We start from the raw sequence: 19,900 nt of genomic DNA on the forward strand, positions 1-19,900 counted from the left end.
TTCCGTGGAATATTGCAGCCGCTGCGTGTACCCGAGGGCCAGCGTCAACCTGATGCTGGATGAGCACGGGGTCTGTTCGGCCTGCCAGGTGGCCGAGCAGTTCGCCCAACTGACGGACAGCTTCTGGGACGAACGCCGCAAGCGCTTCGAACGGGTGCTGGAGGAAACCGGCGCCGGCAAGCGCAACGACAACTACGACTGCATCATCCCCGTCAGCGGTGGCAAGGACAGCTACTACCAGGCCCATGTGATTGCCGCCCAGTACGGCCTCAAGCCGCTGCTGGTGACCTACCACGGCAACAACTACCTGCCCGAGGGCGACTATAACCGCGACCGCATGCGCCATGTGTTCGATGCCGACCACATGGTCTTCGGCCCCAGCGTCGAGGTGCTCAAGCGCCTCAACCGCCTGTGTTTCCGCAAGATGGGCGACATGAACTGGCACGCCCACTGCGGGATCATGACCTACCCCATCCAGATCGCGGTGAAGTTCGACATTCCGCTGATCATCTGGGGCGAGACCGCCTGGGACATCTCCGGGATGTTCGACCCGGACGACTACGTCGAATTCAGTGCGCGGGTCCGCCATGAGCACGCCCTGCGTGGCTTCGAGTGGCACGACATGCTCGACGACCCGGCCGAGCCGCTGCGCGAGAAGGACCTGCTCTGGGCGCGCTACCCGGGCGATGCGGAGATTCTCAAATCCAAGGTACGTGGCATCTACATCGGCAACTTCTTCCCCTGGGACGCCAACCAGCACACGCGCCTGGTGCAGGAGAACTACGGCTGGAAGATGGCGGACAAGCCCTTCGAGCGCACCTACCGGCAGATGTCGAACCTGGACGACCGCTACGAGAACGGCGTGCACGACCTGCTCAAGTTCATCAAGTTCGGCTACGGCCGGGCCTCCGACCATGCCTCCAAGGACATCCGCGCCGGCTACATGACCCGCGAGGAGGGCGTGGAGATCGTGCGCAAGATGGACCACGTGGTGTCCAGCGACCTGCAGCACTGGCTGGACTACGTGGGCCTGACCGAGCGCGAGTTCTGGGAAGTGGCCGATACCTTCCGCTCGCCGCGCGTCTGGTGGATCGAGGACGGCCAGTGGTGGAAGGACAATATCTGGGGCGAAGCCAGCGCCTACGGGCCGGTGCACCTGCCGGAAGACCAGCAGCAGAAATACCGCCGGGCCAACTGAGCAACGGGAGGAGGGGACATGAAAGAAGACGACATCCGACCTTCCCGCCTGCAGGCGGGGCAGCGCGTGGCCCTGCTGCGCGACATCGCCATGCTGCTGGCGCGCAACGACGAGTTCGTCGAGGCGGCCTGCCCGGCGTGCGGTTCCCGCGAGGCACGCTTCAAGTTCGAGAAGAATGGCTTCCGCTACCAGGACTGCCAGGCCTGCACCACCTTCTACGTCAACCCGCGACCGGGGGAGGCGCTGCTCGGCGACTTCTACCGCAGCAGCGAGAACTACGCCTATTGGGCGCGGCACATCTACCCGGCGTCCGCCGCCGCACGCCACCAGTCGGTGATCGTGCCGCGCGTGGAGCGGGTGCTGGAGCTGTGCCATGAAGTCGGCCTGCCGTTCGGCGAGATGCTGGAGATCGGCGCCGGCTACGGCTCCTTCTGCAGCGAGATGCAGCAGCGCGGGTTGTGGCGGCACATCGTCGGCATCGAGCCCACGCCCGACCTGGCGGGCATCTGCCGCGAGCAGGGCTTCGAGGTGGTGGAGTCGCGGGTCGAGGATTTCGCCGCTACGACCGACCGCCGCTTCGACCTGATCGTCGCTTTCGAGGTCATCGAGCACCTGTTCGACCCCGGCCAGGTGGTGGCCAGCCTGGAATGCCTGCTGCGCCCGGGCGGGGTGCTAATCCTCACCTGCCCCAACGGCGCCGGCTTCGATGTGCAGCAACTCGGCCCCGACAGCCCCTGCGTCGATCACGAGCACCTCAACTACTTCAATACCCGTTCGCTGCCCCTGCTGCTGGAGCGCCACGGCCTGGCCACGCTGAAGTGCATCACCCCCGGCAAGCTGGACGCCGAGCTGGTGCGCAAGGGCATTGCCGCCCAGGGACGCGAGGGGCAGCTCGAGCCCTTCCTCCATGAGGTGCTGTTCGAGCGCTGGGACGAGCTGGGCGCTGCCTTCCAGCGCTTCATCGCCGATGCCGGCATGTCCTCCCACATGTGGGTGATGGCCCGCAAGCCGGGCGCTGCCGATGTCTGACTACGAGGAGTTCGCCCGCGCCCTGCGCCAGACCTACCAGGACAACGGCTTCGCCCTGATCAAGCAGCTGCTGTCGCCTGAGGTGGCGCAGCGGCTGCGCAAGGAGCTGGCGGTGCTGTTCGAGCGGGAGCCGCGCTATGCCGGTGACATCTACGACAACCCCGGCCTGGGCGACATCCGCATCGACGTGTTCAACCGCTATCCCTCGGTGTGGAAGGCGATCTTCGACAGCGAGATCCTCGCCGTGCTGAAGATCCTCCTGGGCGAGGACTTCGTGGTCCTGCCGGAGACCGCGTTGCACCGCAAGGGCTATGGAACCTGGCATAAGGACACCGACTCCCAGCAGAAGGCCGGGCATCGATTCCATTGGGAGCCGGACTGCGACATTGTGCAGATCGCCTTCTATCTCCAGGCCAATACGCCCGAGCACGGTGGCGGCCTGGAGGTGATCCCCGGGTCCCACCGGGTGGACATGCGCTGGTACGAGGAGAGCCAGAAGGGCCTGCGCGTGCTGAGCGAGGCGGGGGACATGGTCATCTTCAACACCCGCCTCGATCACAAGGCCTGCTGGCCGGTGCAGCCGGTGCCCGAGGGCCAGGAAAAGTACGCGGTGTTCTTCATGGCGTCGCGTAACAACGATCACGCGCGGCGCTACATCGACTTCATCCGTGGCCGGCCGGGCTACCTTTTCATGGATGGCTTCAGCTATCCGGCCGCGCTGCAGAGCCTTGCGCGCCAGGCAGGTGTCAACTTGCTGGTGTGAATCTTGCTGCAGCGCGGGATACGTCAATTTTCCGTTCAGGTCGGGCCGCCCGCCGGGCCGCCTGAACCGCTTCCAGACAGGTAGGTTATGGTCGGACTCGTGCTCCCCTCCTCGATGCAAGGCAAGCCCGTGTGGCGCAAGTTGCTGCCCACAGGCTTCAGCGGGTTCGACCCCGAGCAGCCGTGCGGCTACTGGCCCCTGCTCTGGCAGCGCTGGCTGGGCTACCGCGAAAGCGATGCGGCGTTCGGTGATTTCCTGACGTTCCTCGAGTCCCTGCCCAGTGGCCCGGCCCTCGACAGCGAGGCCCTGGCGCAGCAACTGCAACCGCACCTGGCACGGCCGCGCAACCGCTTCTTCCTGTTCATCCTCTGGTTCTTCCGCGAGGGGCCCCGGCCCACGCCGCTGGCCGAGTTGCCCGACCTCGAGACGTTGCTCGGGGCGGAGCACTGGGCGCACTTCACGCGCTGGCACCGCAAGTACCACACCGACTTCGTGGCGCTGGAGTGCCTGCTCGCCTGGCAGCAGCAGCCGGAGGTTCGCGCTGCCTACCTGTATCGCGGCGTAGAACTGCAGGGCGTGCTGGATTACCCGGCCTTCCCGCGCATTCTCGATTCGCTGTTCCACGCCTTCACGGACGAGTGATACCCATGTCCCAGCCCTTGCGCGCGATCATTACCCAGCTCTGGACCAAGAACGTTCCGTTGCTGGAGCAATACCTGGCCGACTACGGTCCCCGTACCGTCCTGACCTTCCAGGGCTGCGTCACCCCCGAATTCGAAAGCATGCTGGAACGCCACGGCAGCGACGTGGTGCTCATCGACTCATTGCTGGAAAGCATGGTCACCGCCACCACCGAGACCTTCGACGAACGGGCCGCGTTGCCCTTCAGCGATACCGTGCGCCAGGGCATCCAGCCGCAGCTCGAGGCCGCCGGCCTGACCTGGGAGGACTGGGTGCGCACCCTGCAGGACGTCGCCACCCGCACGCTGCCGGTGTCCTTCGCCCTGGTGGACGCGCTGGACCGCCTGGCGACCCTGTATGAGATCGAGCTGATCGCCGTCAACGAAGACTGGATGTTCGGCTCCAAGACCCTGGTGGCCTGGGGCAAGGCGCGGGGCATCCCCAGCCTGCACGTCGAGCACAACCCGACCCTGTGCTACCCCTACACCGTCCACGACCAGCAGAACGCCGACCGGATGGTGGTGTGGAGCGAAGACAGCCGCCGCCTGTACGGCGACGCCGGCTACGACACCGAGCGCCTGCAGGTGATGGGCCTGCCGCAGTTCGACGACCTCTTCGCCGTGCGTGGCGAACGCCAGGCCAGCCGTGAAGCGCTGTGCGCGGAGATGGGCCTGGACCCGTCCCTGCCCATCGTCGTGCTGGGCACCACCCTGCTGGCCGAGCATGCGCTGCCGCCTGAGCTGAACATCGATGAGCAGGTGCTGCGTGCCTACCTCGGTGCGATCGGCACCCTGGGCAAGGGCGTGCAGGTGGTGATCAAGGGGCGCAGGCCCCAGGGCCGTTTCGGCGCCGAGCAGGTGGCCGTGCTGGCTGCCGAGTACGGCCTCACGGCCGCTGACTACCGGTACGCCGATGGCGCCCCGCTGCCGTTCCTGCTGTCGGCAGACGTGCTGGTGGCGGTGGATTCCGGCCTGCAGGTGGAGGCGATGCTGGTGGGTACGCCGGCACTCAACCTGATGACCGAGACCGGCTTCTTCTATGGCCCCGGCCTGGTGCCGGGGCAGGGCGTGGACACGGTGGACGGCGATGAGCTGGCGCCCGCCATCCGCCGACTGCTGGACGACACGGAGCACCGGCAGCGCATGCTCGAGCGGGCCAATGCCTGCATCGAGCAGTTGCCTCGGGGTTCCACCGCGGCCATCGCGGCGTTCATGTCGCAGTTGGCGTTGCGCACGCCGCGCCGCCTACAGGCCAGCGATCAGTTGATGGACTGGCTGGAATCCGCTGCGCCGACCGGCAATGCGCTGAGGATCATCCTCGACCACCTCGCCGCTCACAGTCCCCGGGCACCGCAGCTGGGCGTCCTGGTGCTGGACCGCCAGGGCAGCCTTGACGATGTGATCACCACCGTGGGCAGCCTTGCGCAAAGCCGCTACCCGGAGCTCGTGCCGATGCTGGTGAGTGCCAATGCCGAAGTCGTCGGTGAGGCGAACATCCCCGCCCGGCTGGTGCAGGACGGCAGCCATGTCGAGGCGATCAACGAACTGGTGGCGGGCGCGGACCTGGACTGGATACTGGTGGTGGATGCCGGAGTGGCGTTCACCTCCACCGGCCTGCTCGCCATCGCCCAGAGGGTCGCCTCCGACCCGCAATGCCGAGCGCTCTATGCCGATGAGTTCCAGCTGACCGAGCTGGGTGCGCGCGGGGCCTGCTTCAAGCCTGACTTCAACCTCGACCTGCTGCTCAGCTTCCCCCTCAGCCTGTGCCGCTACTGGTTCATCCGTGCCGACGTATTCCAGGCCGAGGGCGGTTTCGACCCGATCTTCGCCGATGCCATGGAGCTGGAATTCATCCTGCGCCTGGTGGAGCGGGACGGCCTGGTGGGCCTGGAGCATGTCGACGAGGTGCTGCTCACCAGCCGGGTACCGCAGTTGCGTGCCAACCCGGTGGAGCAGGTGGCCATCGAGCGCCACCTCGAGCAGCGCGGTTACCAGGCGCGGGTGGAGAGCTTCCTGCCGGGGCGCTACCGCATCGATTACGGCCATGAGGTCGGGCCGAAGGTCTCCATAGTCGTGGCGGTGCGTGACCATCTGCCGCTGTTGCAGCGCTGCGTGGACAGCCTGCTGGAGAAGACCCGCTACGGCCATTACGAGCTGCTGCTGGTGGATTGCGAGAGCCAGGAGCCGGCGACCCGCCAGTGGCTGGATGGCGTCGAGGCGCTGGACAGCGAGCAGGTCAAGGTCTGGCGCTTCGCTGGCGAGCTGAATTATTCGGCGATGGTCAACGCGGTGGCGATGTCGGTGGAATCCGACTACCTGCTGCTGCTCAGCCATGACGTGCGCATCGTGCACGAGGACTGGCTGGAGCAACTGCTCAACCACGCGCTGCGCCCGGAAGTGGGGGTGGTCGGCGCCAAGGTGCTGGACGCCACGGGCTGCATCGAGCAGGCGGGGATCATCCTCGGCCTGCACGAGGTGGCGGGGCGCACCTTCGTCGGTGAACCGGGCGATGCCGCCGGCTATATGAATCGTTTGCAGGTTCCCCAGAACTACAGCGCGGTGGGCTCGGCGTGCATGATGGTGCGGCGCGAGGCGTTCATCGCGGTGGACGGCATGGATGCGGAGCGCCTCGGTGCCTTCTATGGTGATGTCGACCTGTGCCTGCGCATCCGCGCGTCCGGGCTGCTCAACGTGTGGACGCCAGACTGCGTGGTGATGCGCGACGGCATCGACCTGCCGGTGCTGGCCATCGATGGCGCCCTGGCGCGCCAGGCGGCGTTCAAGGCCGAGCGCGAGCAGATGCTGCAGCGCTGGCTGCCGGTGCTGGCCCGCGACCCGGCCTATAACGCCAACCTGTCCCTGTCCGGCCATGGCTTCGGTTTCGAATACGGCACGCGGCGCGTGCGTCATCCGCTGCTGCCCCAGGTGCTCTGCTACCCGGCGGACGCCACCGGCTGCGGCCACTACCGGATTCGCCAGCCACTGGAGGCGCTGCGCGAGGCGGGCCTGGTGGAGGGCACGTTCAGCGGCACCCACCTGACCCCCGTGGAGCTGGAGCGCTTCGGTGCACAGACGGTGGTGTTCCAGCGGCAGATCATGGACCCGCAGATCGAGGGCATGCGCGAAGTGAAGGCGCTGTCCGGGGCATTCCGCGTCTATGAACTGGATGACTACCTGCCCAACCTGCCGCTCAAGAGCGCGCACCGGGAAACCATGCCGCGCGACGTGCTCAAGTCGTTGCGCCAGGCGGTGGCGCTCACCGATCGCTTCGTCGTTTCCACTGCGCCGCTGGCCGAGGCCTTCGCCGACCTGCACAGCGATATCCGCGTGGTGCCGAACTGCCTGCCGTTGCCCTGGTGGGGCAATCTGCGCAGCCGGCGCCGCCGTGGCAGCAAGCCCCGGGTGGGCTGGGCGGGCGGCAGCAGCCACCAGGGTGACCTGGAGCTGATCGCCGATGTGGTCCGCGAGCTGGCGGGGGAGGTGGAGTGGGTGTTCTTCGGCATGTGCCCGGAGAAACTCCGGCCCTACGTGCACGAGTTCCATATCGGCGTGCCGATCGAGCTGTATCCGGCCAAGCTGGCCAGCCTGGACCTCGACCTGGCCCTGGCGCCGCTGGAGCAGAACTTGTTCAACGACTGCAAGAGCAACCTGCGCCTGCTGGAATACGGCGCCTGTGGCTTCCCGGTGATTTGCAGCGACGTGCTCTGCTACCGCGGCGACCTCACGGCGACGCGGGTGAAGAACCGTTTCAAGGATTGGGTGGACGCCATCCGCATGCATTTGAGCGACCTCAAGGCCTCCGCCACCGCCGGCGACACCTTGCGTGCCCAGGTGCTGGGGAACTGGATGCTGGACGGGGAGAACCTGGTGCGCTGGCGCGCCGCCTGGTTGCCGGATTGACCGTTTGGCGCTCACCGACGAACGGCGTGGCAAAAGGCTAAACCTTCGCTATGCCTGCCGATAACACTGGTACGAACACTGTTCGCGGCTGCTCGGCAAGCCCAAAGAGAAAAAATTTCAAATTTCTCCTAAAGCTCCACCGGCAAGCGCCGATAAACAGTTCGAATGCGAATTCTAGGGGCACCTGAGCAGCAGGTCCTGAAGGTCGCAAAGCTCAGGTAAATACTAGGTACTTCGGGAGACGCCAAATGGCACTTACAGTCAATACCAACATTGCTTCGCTCAACACTCAGCGCAACCTGAACGCATCGTCCAACTCGCTGAATACCTCGCTGCAGCGTCTCTCCACTGGTAGCCGTATCAACAGCGCCAAGGACGATGCCGCCGGCCTGCAGATCTCCAACCGTCTGACCAACCAGATCAGCGGCCTGAACCAGGCGACCCGCAACGCCAACGACGGTATCTCCCTGGCGCAGACCGCTGAAGGTGCACTGCAGCAGTCCACCAACATCCTGCAGCGTATCCGCGACCTGTCCATCCAGGCAGCCAGCGGCTCGAACAGCGACGCCGACCGCGCCGCCCTGCAGAAAGAAGTGACCGCGCAGCAGGCCGAACTGTCCCGTATCGCTGAAACCACCACCTTCGGTGGTCGCAAGCTGCTGGACGGCACCTTCGGTACCACCAGCTTCCAGGTCGGTTCCGATGCCTACCAGACCATCGACGTGACCCTGAAGGATGCGTCCTCCTCCAAGCTGGGTTCCTACCAGGTCGGTGGCGGTGCTTCCACTTCCGCGGCCGGTGCCTCGGCATCCGGTACCACCGTTGCAGGTAGCGTGGTTGCAGGTAGCGGTGGCGCGTTCGGCTCCGGCACCATCACCGTGGTCGGCAACGGCCAGACCAAGGACGTGGCCATCGCTGCGACCGACAGCGCGAAGAGCATCGCCCAGAAGTTCGACGGTTCGATCGCTGGCATGACCGCCACCGCCCGTACCGTGATCGAGGCCGATGTGAACTTCACCTCCGGTGCCGCCACCTTCAACATGACCGTTGGTTCCAACACCGTGCAGATGGTCGGTGTGACCTCCAACGAAGACTTCGCCAACCAGATCAACTCCAACGCCGGTAAGCTTGGCCTCACCGCCAACTACGACTCGAAGAACGACAAGGTCACCATCACTTCGGCAACGGGTGAAACGATCGAGTTCGGCGCCAAGGCTGGTAGTGCTGCTGGCACCATCGACGTCAAGGTTCAAGGTAACGACGGCACCTACGGCGCTAGCGCAGACGTGTCGGCAGCAGGCGGCGGCAAGGCCTTCGGTTACGTGCAGCTGGACTCCCCGGTGTCCTTCGCAGTGACCGGCGATACCGCCACCGTGTTCGGTGCCAACTCGTCGACCCTGAACACCGTCGCCAACGTCGACATCTCCACCGCCGACGGTGCCCAGCGCGCCCTGGCAGTGGTCGATAGCGCCCTGGCAGCGATCGACTCCCAGCGTGCCGACCTCGGTGCTGTGCAGAACCGCTTCGATAACACCGTAGCCAACCTGCAGAACATCTCCGAGAACGCCGACGCTGCCCGTAGCCGGATCAAGGACACCGACTTCGCAGCTGAAACTGCGAAACTGTCCAAGAACCAGGTTCTGCAACAGGCCGGTACTGCGATCCTGGCCCAAGCGAACCAGCTGCCGCAGTCGGTTCTCAGCCTGCTGCAATAACGCAGGAAGAGCGCCCAGCAACAATGGGGGGAAGGGGATGACCCTTCCTCCCATTTGGCCATTGTGAGGTATGAAAAATGGATATCTCGAACATTACGTCGGTCGGTGCCCTGCCCAGGTTGGCCAAGGACCCCGTCGCCAGCGTAACGCCCGGCCAGGAGGCCGCCAGGAAGGCAGCGCCCGCCAGCCCTGCGGTCAGCAGCGCCGATGCAGACGCCCAGTCCCAGGCACAGGGGGGCAACCTGGAATCGGCTGTCGCTGATATCCAGTCTTTCGTCCAGACCGTCAAGCGCGGCCTGGATTTCAACGTTGACGATTCCAGCGGCGAAGTCGTGGTGAAGGTCATCGATACCGATTCGGGCAAGCTGATCCGGCAGATCCCCTCCGAGGAATTGCTAAAGCTCGCTGAACGGCTGGAAGACATCCGCAGTCTGATGTTCGAGGCCAAGGCTTGAGTTGGTACGTTTCTTGAGTACCAATCTCATGATCGTTCCTGGAAGGGAACTCGGGACGTTTTTTTGACGGAGGTGTGAGATGGCTACCACCATCGGTACTGTTGGATCTGGACTCATCGATATCGATGCCACTGTAAAAGCGCTGGTGGCCAACGCCCGTGCGCCCAAGCAGACGCAGCTCGATAACCTCGAGACGAAATCCACGACCAAGCTCACCGCCCTCGGCTCCCTCAAGAGCGCCGTCAGTGAATTCCAGAGCGCCATGGCGTTGCTCAACAGCCCCACCAGTTTTCTGGCGCGGACCGCAACCTCGTCCAACACCGCCGCGCTGAACGCCACCGCGACCGCGAGCGCGGTTTCCGGCAGCTACAAGATCAACGTCACCCAGCTGGCCGCGGGCAGCAAGATCGCTTCCGCCGCCTTCGACACCGGCGCCACCACGGCCTTCAACGAAGGCTCGCTGGATATCAAGGTTGGGGGTGACAAGGCGCTGACCATCGCCGTCGACAGCACCAATAACACCCTCTCCGGTATCCGTGACGCCATCAACAAGCAGGGCGCGGAGAAGGGCATCAGCGCCACCATCGTGACTGACAGCCAGGGTTCGCGCCTGGTGCTGAGCAGCAGCAAGATGGGTGACGGCAAAGACATCACCATGACCGGCACCAGCACCTCGGGCAGCAATACCGACCTGAGCAAGCTGAACTTCCCCGGTCCTACCCTGAATCCCTCCGACTTCGGCTCGACTGCCGAGTACGACGCCGCAGTCGCCAAGGCCGGCAAGACCCTGTCCACCGCCCAGAGCGCCAAACTGACCGTGGACGGTCTGAATGTGGTGAGTGACTCCAACACCGTCACCACCGCGATCGATGGCATCACCCTGAATCTGACCGCCGAGACCGAGGCCAACAAGCCGCTGACGCTGACCGTCGGGCAGAACAGCAGTGCGGTCAAGACCAACGTGCAGAACTTCGTCACCGCGTACAACAAGATGGTCAGCACCATCAGTTCGCTGACCAAGGTCACCCCCGTCGAGGGCAGCGACCCGGTCGTCGCCGCACTGGCGGGCGACTCCACTGCGCGCGCACTCTTGTCTTCCATGCGCAGCGAGCTGGTCACCCCCAGTGGTGATGGGTCGGTCAAGGCGCTGGCCAGCCTGGGTATCACCACCAAGCAGGACGGTACCCTGGACCTGAATGCCGCCAAGCTGGACAAGGCCATCGCCACCGATTACCAGGGCATCTCCGATTTCTTCACCGGCGATAACGGCCTGGCCAACCGCATGACCGCCAGCGCCAAGCCCTATACCGACTCGGCCGGTGTGATCGAGCAACGCAGCAAGGTGCTGCGCGACACCATCAAGAGCGTCGACAAGCAGCAGGAATCCCTCGACCTGCGCATGAAGTCTCTGCAGACCCGCCTCTACAAGCAGTTCACCACCCTGGACACCCTGCTGGCGCAGATGCAGGGCACCAGTGACAGCCTCACTTCGCAGCTCGACGCCCTGCCTGGCCTGACCAAGAAGAACTGACCGAACCTGAAGTTTGGTCAGCTCGCGTCTTAATGACGAAAAATGCTCAGCAGGAGGCTTAAAGCTCCCGTGAAACCAGCCGATATTATGGATATCGAAGAAACACCGGTTCACGAGGAGTTGCGAAATGAGAGCGATGTTGGCCATGAAGCAGTATCAGCAGGTGAACGTGCAGGCTCAGGTGTCTGACGCCAGCCCGCATCGTTTGATCCAGATGCTGATGGAAGGCGGCCTCGAACGCATGGCGCAGGCCCAGGGTGCGATGATGCGCGAGCAGGGTTCGCTGAAAGGCGAGCTGATCAGCAAATCCATCGGTATCATCGGCGGCCTTCGCGAGGCGCTGGACCCGTCCCGCGGTGGCGAAGTCGCGTCCAACCTCGACCGCCTCTACGAATACATGATCGCGCGCCTTATCCACGCCAACAAAGCCAACGACCCTGCAGTGCTCACCGAAGTGGCCGGCCTGTTGCGTGAAGTGAAGTCCGGCTGGGATGCCATTGCGCCCTGAGTAGGAGAGCAACATGAGCCACATCATGCTCAAGCAGATCGAAGAAACCCGCCTGGCCCTGGTCTCCGCATTCGAGAGCCAGGACTGGGAGAGCGTGAGCCAGCTCGACCGCCAATGCCGCGATCAGGTGAACGTCGCCATGCTCGATTGCGCCGACATCGAGGAGGGCCTGCGCACGCAACTGGAGGCCCTGATCGACGTCTACCGTCGCCTGACCGAATCCTGCGCCCAGCAGCGCGACCAGGTGGCCAGCGAGCTCAGTAATCTCGTCCGCTCCAACCAGGGTGCCAAGGTCTATCAGCTGTTCGGTTGATGGCACCCCGATTCGGCACTGATGGCATATCGGTGCTGCATCCTCAGTCTCTTAGGCTTTCTGTCGATCTCCTCAAAAAAAGCACGCCATAAATTTGACTCTGTTCGCTTTTTTGACTTTACTAGTGGCCAATTGCCGTTGCCAATCGCGATTTTGATGGCACCGGCTGCCCTTATGCCGCTCTAACGTGGCATCAGTCCTCGAGCAAAGACCAGAACAAGCATGTGGCGTGAAACCAAGATTCTGCTGATTGACGACAACAGCGATCGCCGCCGTGATCTGGCGGTCATTCTGAACTTTCTCGGCGAAGAGCATCTGGCCTGCGCCAGCCGCGACTGGCGTGACGCCGTCGGCGCGCTGAGCGCCACCCGTGATGTGCTTTGCATCCTCCTGGGCGATGTCGAGTCCAAGGGCGGCACCACCGAGCTGCTCAAGCAGGTCGCCACCTGGGACGAGTTCCTTCCCGTGCTGCTGATCGACCAGGCGGTGCCGGCCGACTGGTCCGACGAGGTCCGCCGCCGCGTGCTGGCCAGTCTCGAGATGCCGCCCAGCTACAACAAGCTGCTGGATTCCCTGCACCGCGCCCAGGTCTATCGCGAGATGTACGACCAGGCCCGCGAGCGCGGCCGCCAGCGCGAGCCGAACCTGTTCCGCAGCCTGGTGGGCACCAGCCGTGCCATCCAGCAGGTGCGGCAGATGATGCAGCAGGTGGCCGATACCGACGCCAGCGTGCTGATCCTCGGCGAGTCGGGCACCGGCAAGGAAGTGGTGGCGCGCAACCTGCACTACCACTCCAAGCGCCGCGATGCGCCCTTCGTGCCGGTCAACTGCGGCGCCATCCCCGCCGAACTGCTGGAAAGCGAGCTGTTCGGCCATGAGAAGGGTGCCTTCACCGGTGCCATCACCAGCCGTGCCGGGCGCTTCGAGCTGGCCAACGGCGGCACCCTGTTCCTCGACGAGATCGGCGACATGCCGCTGCCGATGCAGGTCAAGCTGCTGCGCGTGCTGCAGGAGCGCACCTTCGAGCGCGTGGGCAGCAACAAGACCCAGAACGTCGACGTGCGCATCATCGCCGCCACCCACAAGAACCTCGAGCAGATGATCGAGACCGGTGGTTTCCGCGAGGACCTCTACTACCGCCTCAACGTCTTCCCCATCGAGATGGCCCCGCTGCGCGAGCGCGTTGAGGACATCCCGCTGCTGATGAACGAGCTGATCTCGCGCATGGAGCACGAGAAGCGCGGCTCCATCCGCTTCAACTCCGCCGCCATCATGTCGCTGTGCAACCACGATTGGCCGGGCAACGTCCGCGAGCTGGCCAACCTGGTGGAGCGCATGGCGATCATGCATCCCTATGGCGTCATCGGTGTGACCGAGCTGCCGAAGAAATTCCGCCACGTGGACGACGAGGACGAGCAACTGGCCGCCAGCCTGCGCGAAGAGCTCGAAGAGCGCTCCGCCATTGGTGCCGGCCTGCCCGGCGTCAGTAGCCCGGCGATGCTTCCGCCCGAGGGGCTGGACCTCAAGGACTACCTGGGCAACCTGGAGCAGGGGCTGATCCAGCAGGCGCTGGACGATGCCGCCGGTGTCGTGGCCCGTGCTGCCGAGCGTTTGCGCATTCGCCGCACCACCCTGGTGGAGAAGATGCGCAAGTACGGCATGAGCCGTCGCGACGACGAAATGGCAGAAGATTGACGCTGATTTCGTAAATACCTGTTTTAAAAGGGTATTTTTTTAGGCACGGGTATTGCTATGTCTCTCTCGACTGACCGTCTCCTGACGGTTTGCCGAGCGAGAGAGAACCATGACCGCCAGTGCCAGCCCATCGCAGAAACCTGAGTCCGCCAGTGCGGCGCCCGTAGAAGAGGCCGGCAGAGCCAGCCTCGAACAGGCGTTCGCCATGTTCAACCAGATGTCCAACCAGCTGAGCGAGTCGTACAGCCTGCTGGAGGCACGGGTGACCGAACTCAAGGGGCAGCTGGCCCTGGTCAGTGCCCAGCGCATGCAGGAGCTGGCCGAGAAAGAGCGCCTGGCCCTGCGCCTGCAAAGCCTGCTTGACCTGCTGCCCGGTGGCGTCATCGTCATCGATGGCCAGGGCGTGGTCCGTGAAGCCAATCCCGTGGCGCGCAGCCTGCTCGGCAAGCCGCTGGTGGGGATGCTCTGGCGCGAGGTCATCGCGCGCAGCTTCGCTCCGCGCAAGGACGACGGTCACGAGATCTCCATGAAGGATGGGCGTCGCCTGTCCATCGCCACCCGTTCCTTGAACGGCGAGCCCGGGCAACTGGTGCTGCTCGCCGACCTCACCGAAACCCGTCTCCTGCAGGATCAGCTGGCCCGCCACGAGCGGCTTTCTGCCCTGGGGCGCATGGTCGCGTCCCTGGCCCATCAGATCCGTACGCCGCTCTCCGCTGCGCTGCTCTATGCCAGCCACCTCACCGAGCAGGTGCTGCCGGTGGAGCAGCAACAGCGTTTCGCCGGCCGCCTCAAGGAGCGGCTGCACGAGCTCGAACACCAGGTGCGTGACATGCTGATCTTCGCCCGTGGCGACCTGCCGCTGCCGGATCGGCTGAAGCCGGTGATGCTCTTCGCCGCGCTGCGCTCGGCCGCCGAATCCCATGTCACCGGCCTTTCGGTGCGCTGGCAATGCGACGCCAGCGGCGGCGAGCTGCTGTGCAACCGCGACACCCTGGTGGGGTCGCTGCTCAACCTCATCGAGAACGCCATCCAGGCCTCCGGCCGCGATGTGCGCCTCAAGATCCACCTGTACAGCCGCGACGGCACGTTGCGCCTGTGTATCAGTGACAACGGCCCGGGCATGGATGCCGCTACCCTGGCTCGCCTGGGCGAACCCTTCTTCACCACCAAGACCACCGGAACGGGCCTCGGCCTCGCGGTGGTCAAGGCGGTGGCGCGCGCACACCAGGGCGAGTTGCTGCTCAGCTCCCGCCCGGGTCGTGGCACCTGCGCCACCCTGGTCCTGCCGTTGCTTGGCACGGCACAGCCGGTAATTCAGGAGTAACCCCATGACCGTCAAAGTTCTGTTGGTCGAAGACGACCGTGCCCTGCGCGAAGCGCTTGCCGACACCCTGATGCTCGGCGGCTACGACTTCCGCGAAGCGGACTGCGCCGAAGCGGCCCTGGTGGCCCTTGGCGAAGAGCCCTTCGGCATGATGATCAGCGACGTCAACATGCCCGGAATGGACGGCCACCAGCTGCTCGCGCTGGTGCGCACCCGCTATCCGCAACTGCCCGTGCTGCTGATGACCGCCTATGGCGCCGTCGAGCGCGCGGTGGATGCCATCCGCCAGGGTGCTGCCGACTACCTGGTGAAGCCCTTCGAGCCTCGTGCGCTGCTGGAGCTGGTCGAGCGCCATGCCCTGGGGCGCGCCACGGCCGGTGAAGGGGAGGGGCCCGTGGCCCAGGAGCCGGCCAGCCTGCAATTGCTGGAATTGGCCGCCCGTGTCGCCCGCAGCGACTCCACCGTATTGATCTCCGGTGAGTCCGGTACCGGTAAGGAAGTGCTCGCGCGCTACATCCACCAGCAATCGCCGCGCTCGGCCAAGCCCTTCATCGCCATCAACTGTGCGGCGATCCCCGACAACATGCTCGAGGCCACCCTGTTCGGTCACGAGAAGGGCGCCTTCACTGGCGCCATCGCCGCCCAGCCCGGCAAGTTCGAACTGGCCGACGGCGGCACCATCCTCCTCGACGAGATTTCCGAGATGCCCCTGGGCCTGCAGGCCAAGCTCCTGCGCGTGCTGCAGGAGCGCGAGGTGGAGCGGGTCGGCGCACGCAAACCCATAGAGCTGGATATCCGCGTGCTGGCCACCACCAACCGTGACCTGGCCGGCGAAGTGGCGGCGGGGCGCTTCCGTGAAGACCTCTACTACCGCCTCTCGGTCTTCCCCCTGGCCTGGCGCGCGCTGCGTGAGCGCCCGGCCGATATTCTTCCCCTGGCCGAGCGCCTGCTGGGCAAGCACGTCAAGAAAATGAACCATGCCCCGGTGCGTTTCTCCGCCGAAGCGCGGCATGCGCTGGTCAGCCACCCCTGGCCGGGTAACGTGCGCGAACTGGACAACGCCATCCAGCGGGCGCTGATCCTCCAGCAGGGCGGCCTGATCCAGCCTCACGACCTGTGCCTCACCGCGCCCATCGGCATGGCCGTGGCGCCGGTATCGGTACCCTTGAGCCCGATTGCTGCCGTCGTTCCGGCTCCGGTCGGCCTGCCCGTCAATCCTGCCGCGCCCATTGCGGACGCCGCAGGCGCGCTGGGCGAAGACCTGCGTCGCCACGAGTTCCAGATGATCATCGACACCCTGCGCTCCGAGCGCGGCCGCCGCAAGGAAGCCGCCGAACGCCTGGGCATCAGCCCGCGCACCCTACGCTACAAGCTCGCCCAGATGCGCGACGCGGGGATGGATGTGGAGGCGTATTTGTATGCCAGCTGACGCTGGGAGTCGCGCTAGCGCTTGAGCGGCAAGCTGCAAGCTGCAAGAAATCTGGCCTACTCACCCCGAGTGGGCCTGCTCCTGCCTGCTACTTGAAGCTTGCCGCTTGAAGCTTGCAGCTCTCCACCCCCACCTTGGCACCCTTGTTGCAACCTCCCCCACAAAGACCGCTCTAGCGTCAAAAAACTGCGGTCGCGGAGGAATGTGATGAGCCAGGGTGTCGAATTCAATCGCCTGATGTTGGAAATGCGCTCCATGCAGATGGAGGCCATGGCCCGTACCAAGCCCGTGGTCAGCGCTACGCCCGAGGTCAATGCGCCGAGCTTCTCCGACATGCTCGGCCAGGCCGTCAACAAGGTGAACGAAACCCAGCAGGCGTCCAGCCAGCTCGCCACCGCCTTCGAGACGGGGCAGAGCGGTGTCGATATCACCGATGTGATGATCGCCTCGCAGAAGGCCAGCGTGTCGTTCCAGGCCATGACCCAGGTGCGCAACAAGCTGGTCCAGGCGTATCAAGACATCATGCAGATGCCGGTTTAAGGGCAGGGTTGAGAAATGGCAGACGCGGCAACCGCTAACGTTCCGGCCCCGGCGGGCGAGCAGGGCGAGAAGAAACCCCTCTTCGGCCTGGCATTCCTGGAAAACCTTTCGCAGATGAGCATGCTGCGCCAGATCGGCCTGCTGGTCGGCCTTGCCGCCAGCGTGGCGATCGGTTTCGCCGTGGTGCTCTGGTCGCAGCAGCCGGACTACCGTCCGCTCTACGGCAGCCTGAGCGGCATGGATGCCAACCAGGTGATGGAGGCGCTCAACGGCGCCGACATCCCCTACAAGATCGAGCCCAACTCCGGCGCCCTGCTGGTCAAGGCCGACGATGTGGCCCGCGCTCGCATCAAGCTGGCCGGCGCCGGTATCGCGCCCAACGACGGCAACGTCGGCTACGAGATCCTCGACCAGGAGCAAGGCCTGGGCACCAGCCAGTTCATGGAAGCCACCCGCTACCGCCGCGGCCTGGAAGGCGAGCTGGCGCGCACCGTTTCCAGCCTGAACAACGTCAAGGGTGCCCGCGTGCACCTGGCCATCCCGAAAAGCTCGGTGTTCGTCCGTGACGAGCGCAAGCCCAGCGCCTCGGTGCTGGTCGAGCTGTACCCGGGCCGCTCCCTGGAGCCGAGCCAGGTGATGGCCATCGTCAACCTGGTCGCCACCAGCGTGCCGGAACTGGAGAAGGGCCAGGTCACGGTCGTGGACCAGAAGGGCACCTTGCTGTCTGACCAGCAGGAGCTTTCCGAGCTGTCCATGGCGGGCAAGCAGTACGACTACACCCGCCGCATGGAAGGTCTGTTCACCCAGCGCGTGCACAGCATCCTGCAGCCGGTCCTGGGCAATGGCCGCTACAAGGCCGAAGTCTCGGCGGACGTCGACTTCAGCGCGGTGGAGTCCACCGCCGAGATGTTCAACCCCGATCAGCCGGCACTGCGCAGCGAGCAGAAACTCAACGAAGAGCGCCAGGCCGGCTCCGGCCCGCAGGGTGTGCCCGGCGCGCTCTCCAACCAGCCCCCGGGCCCGGCCAACGCGCCGCAGCAGGCTGCTCCGGCAGCCGCCGCACCGGCCGTGGCACCCGGCCAGCCGATCCTCGACGACAACGGCCAGCAGATCATCGACCAGGCCACCGGCAAGCCGATGCTGGCGCCGTACCCGACCGACAAGCGTGACCAGACCACGCGCAACTTCGAGCTGGACCGCTCCATTAGCTACACCAAGCAACAGCAGGGTCGCCTGCGCCGGCTTTCCGTCGCCGTGGTGCTGGACGACCAGGTCAAGGTCAACGCCCAGGGCGAGACCACCCATGTGCCCTGGACCGCTGACGAGATCGCTCGCTTCACCCGTCTGGTACAGGACGCCGTGGGCTTCGATGCCAGCCGTGGCGACAGCGTCAGCGTGATCAACACGCCGTTCGTCGGCGGTGGCGACGAGGTGATCGAACTGCCGTGGTACGAGCAGGTCTGGTTCCAGATGCTGACCTCGGGTCTGAAGCAGCTGTTCCCGGCGTTGCTGATCCTGATTCTGGTGTGGTTCGTACTGCGCCCGGTGCTCAACAACATCTCCGGCGGCGGCAAGGGCAAGGACCTGATGGGCGGCGGTCGCGACGGCGATGTCGAACTGGGCGAAATGGGTGGGTTGTCCGGCGAGCTGTCCGATGATCGGGTGAGCCTCGGCGGGCCGCAAAGCATCCTGCTGCCGAGCCCGAGCGAGGGGTATGATGCACAACTGAACGCGATCAAAAGCCTGGTAGCCGAAGACCCGGGTCGCGTGGCCCTGGTAGTCAAAGAGTGGATCAACGCCGATGAGTGATAACCGCGCTCCCAAGCTGACCAAGGTGGACAAGGCCGCCATCCTCCTGCTTTCCCTCGGCGAGACCGATGCCGCGCAAGTGCTGCGCCACATGGGCCCGAAGGAAGTGCAGAAGGTCGGCGTGGCGATGGCGCAGATGCGCAACGTGCACCGCGAGCAGGTCGAGCAGGTGATGGGCGAGTTCGTCGAGATCGTCGGCGACCAGACCAGCCTGGGCGTCGGTGCCGACGGCTATATCCGCAAGATGCTCACCCAGGCCCTGGGCGAGGACAAGGCCAACAACCTGATCGACCGTATTCTGCTAGGCGGCAGCACCAGCGGCCTGGACAGCCTGAAGTGGATGGAGCCGCGCGCCGTGGCCGACGTCATCCGCTACGAGCACCCGCAGATCCAGGCCATCGTGGTCGCCTACCTCGACCCCGACCAGGCCGGCGAGGTGCTCAGCCACTTCGACCACAAGGTGCGCCTGGACATCATCCTGCGCGTGTCCTCGCTGAACACCGTGCAACCTTCCGCGCTGAAGGAACTCAACCTGATCCTCGAGAAGCAGTTCGCCGGCAACTCCAGCTCCACCCGCACCACCATGGGCGGCGTGAAGCGCGCGGCGGACATCATGAACTTCCTCGACAGCTCGGTGGAGGGCCAGCTCATGGACTCCATCCGCGAGGTGGACGAGGACCTGTCCGGCCAGATCGAAGACCTGATGTTCGTCTTCGACAACCTGGCGGACGTCGACGACCGCGGCATCCAGGCGCTGATGCGCGAGGTGTCTTCCGATGTGCTGGTGCTGGCCCTCAAGGGCTCGGACGAAGCGATCAAGGAGAAGGTCTTCAAGAACATGTCCAAGCGCGCCGCCGAACTGCTGCGCGACGACCTCGAAGCCAAGGGCCCGGTACGCGTCAGCGACGTGGAGACCGCGCAGAAGGAAATCCTCACCATCGCCCGCCGCATGGCCGAAGCCGGAGAAATCGTGCTCGGTGGCAAGGGCGGCGAAGAAATGATCTGAGGCGC

General features: G+C 65.0%; 16 protein-coding genes. All 16 read left to right on the forward strand.

The window, feature by feature from the left end:
• Positions 1-4 precede the first annotated feature (4 nt).
• The 16 genes from PI990_RS11340 (at position 5) to fliG (ending at position 19,895) form a co-directional block, all read left to right on the forward strand.
• The gene (locus PI990_RS11340; RefSeq protein ID WP_271660667.1) at positions 5-1,198 is read left to right on the forward strand and encodes an N-acetyl sugar amidotransferase; all 1,194 of its coding nucleotides are present in this window, start codon (positions 5-7) and stop codon (positions 1,196-1,198) included.
• Positions 1,199-1,216: 18 nt separating this feature from the next.
• Positions 1,217-2,227, forward strand: coding sequence for a class I SAM-dependent methyltransferase (locus PI990_RS11345; protein ID WP_263402037.1), 1,011 nt, complete (start codon positions 1,217-1,219; stop codon positions 2,225-2,227).
• Positions 2,220-2,990 (forward strand): phytanoyl-CoA dioxygenase family protein, encoded by a 771-nt coding sequence (locus PI990_RS11350; protein ID WP_263402038.1) that lies wholly within the window; start codon positions 2,220-2,222, stop codon positions 2,988-2,990. Before PI990_RS11345 ends, PI990_RS11350 begins: the two co-directional genes overlap by 8 nt.
• Before the next feature lie 129 nt (positions 2,991-3,119).
• The gene (locus PI990_RS11355; RefSeq protein ID WP_271660668.1) at positions 3,120-3,632 is read left to right on the forward strand and encodes a hypothetical protein; all 513 of its coding nucleotides are present in this window, start codon (positions 3,120-3,122) and stop codon (positions 3,630-3,632) included.
• Positions 3,633-3,637: 5 nt separating this feature from the next.
• The gene (locus tag PI990_RS11360; protein WP_271660669.1) at positions 3,638-7,570 is read left to right on the forward strand and encodes a glycosyltransferase; all 3,933 of its coding nucleotides are present in this window, start codon (positions 3,638-3,640) and stop codon (positions 7,568-7,570) included.
• A 248-nt stretch (positions 7,571-7,818) separates the two neighbouring features.
• A complete protein-coding gene (locus tag PI990_RS11365) occupies positions 7,819-9,285 on the forward strand; it encodes a flagellin (protein ID WP_271660670.1) in 1,467 nt (488 codons plus the stop codon).
• Between the two features lie 77 nt (positions 9,286-9,362).
• Positions 9,363-9,740, forward strand: a complete 378-nt coding sequence (locus PI990_RS11370) for a flagellar protein FlaG (protein ID WP_271660671.1) — start codon at positions 9,363-9,365, stop codon at positions 9,738-9,740.
• Between the two features lie 79 nt (positions 9,741-9,819).
• Entirely contained in the window at positions 9,820-11,271 is a 1,452-nt protein-coding gene (gene fliD / locus PI990_RS11375; protein ID WP_271660672.1) for a flagellar filament capping protein FliD, read from the forward strand.
• A 127-nt stretch (positions 11,272-11,398) separates the two neighbouring features.
• Positions 11,399-11,779 (forward strand): flagellar export chaperone FliS, encoded by a 381-nt coding sequence (fliS, locus tag PI990_RS11380; RefSeq protein ID WP_263402044.1) that lies wholly within the window; start codon positions 11,399-11,401, stop codon positions 11,777-11,779.
• A gap of 13 nt (positions 11,780-11,792) precedes the next feature.
• Positions 11,793-12,092, forward strand: coding sequence for a flagellar protein FliT (locus PI990_RS11385; RefSeq protein WP_184488937.1), 300 nt, complete (start codon positions 11,793-11,795; stop codon positions 12,090-12,092).
• A 222-nt stretch (positions 12,093-12,314) separates the two neighbouring features.
• Complete coding sequence (locus PI990_RS11390) at positions 12,315-13,787, forward strand: sigma-54 dependent transcriptional regulator (protein WP_021220599.1); 1,473 nt, start codon at positions 12,315-12,317, stop codon at positions 13,785-13,787.
• 109 nt (positions 13,788-13,896) lie between these two features.
• Positions 13,897-15,111: a sensor histidine kinase gene (locus tag PI990_RS11395; RefSeq protein WP_021220598.1), complete on the forward strand. Its 1,215-nt coding sequence runs from the start codon at positions 13,897-13,899 to the stop codon at positions 15,109-15,111.
• Positions 15,112-15,115: 4 nt separating this feature from the next.
• Entirely contained in the window at positions 15,116-16,540 is a 1,425-nt protein-coding gene (gene fleR, locus PI990_RS11400; protein ID WP_271660673.1) for a sigma-54-dependent response regulator transcription factor FleR, read from the forward strand.
• 207 nt (positions 16,541-16,747) lie between these two features.
• Complete coding sequence (gene fliE, locus PI990_RS11405; RefSeq protein ID WP_021220596.1) at positions 16,748-17,080, forward strand: flagellar hook-basal body complex protein FliE; 333 nt, start codon at positions 16,748-16,750, stop codon at positions 17,078-17,080.
• A 15-nt stretch (positions 17,081-17,095) separates the two neighbouring features.
• Positions 17,096-18,889, forward strand: coding sequence for a flagellar basal-body MS-ring/collar protein FliF (gene fliF, locus PI990_RS11410; RefSeq protein WP_271660674.1), 1,794 nt, complete (start codon positions 17,096-17,098; stop codon positions 18,887-18,889).
• The gene (gene fliG / locus PI990_RS11415) at positions 18,882-19,895 is read left to right on the forward strand and encodes a flagellar motor switch protein FliG (protein ID WP_021220594.1); all 1,014 of its coding nucleotides are present in this window, start codon (positions 18,882-18,884) and stop codon (positions 19,893-19,895) included. Before fliF ends, fliG begins: the two co-directional genes overlap by 8 nt.
• Positions 19,896-19,900: the final 5 nt, after the last annotated feature.

Origin of the sequence: Pseudomonas sp. TUM22785 (assembly GCF_028198105.1) — a bacterium.
Taxonomy (GTDB): domain Bacteria; phylum Pseudomonadota; class Gammaproteobacteria; order Pseudomonadales; family Pseudomonadaceae; genus Metapseudomonas; species Metapseudomonas solani.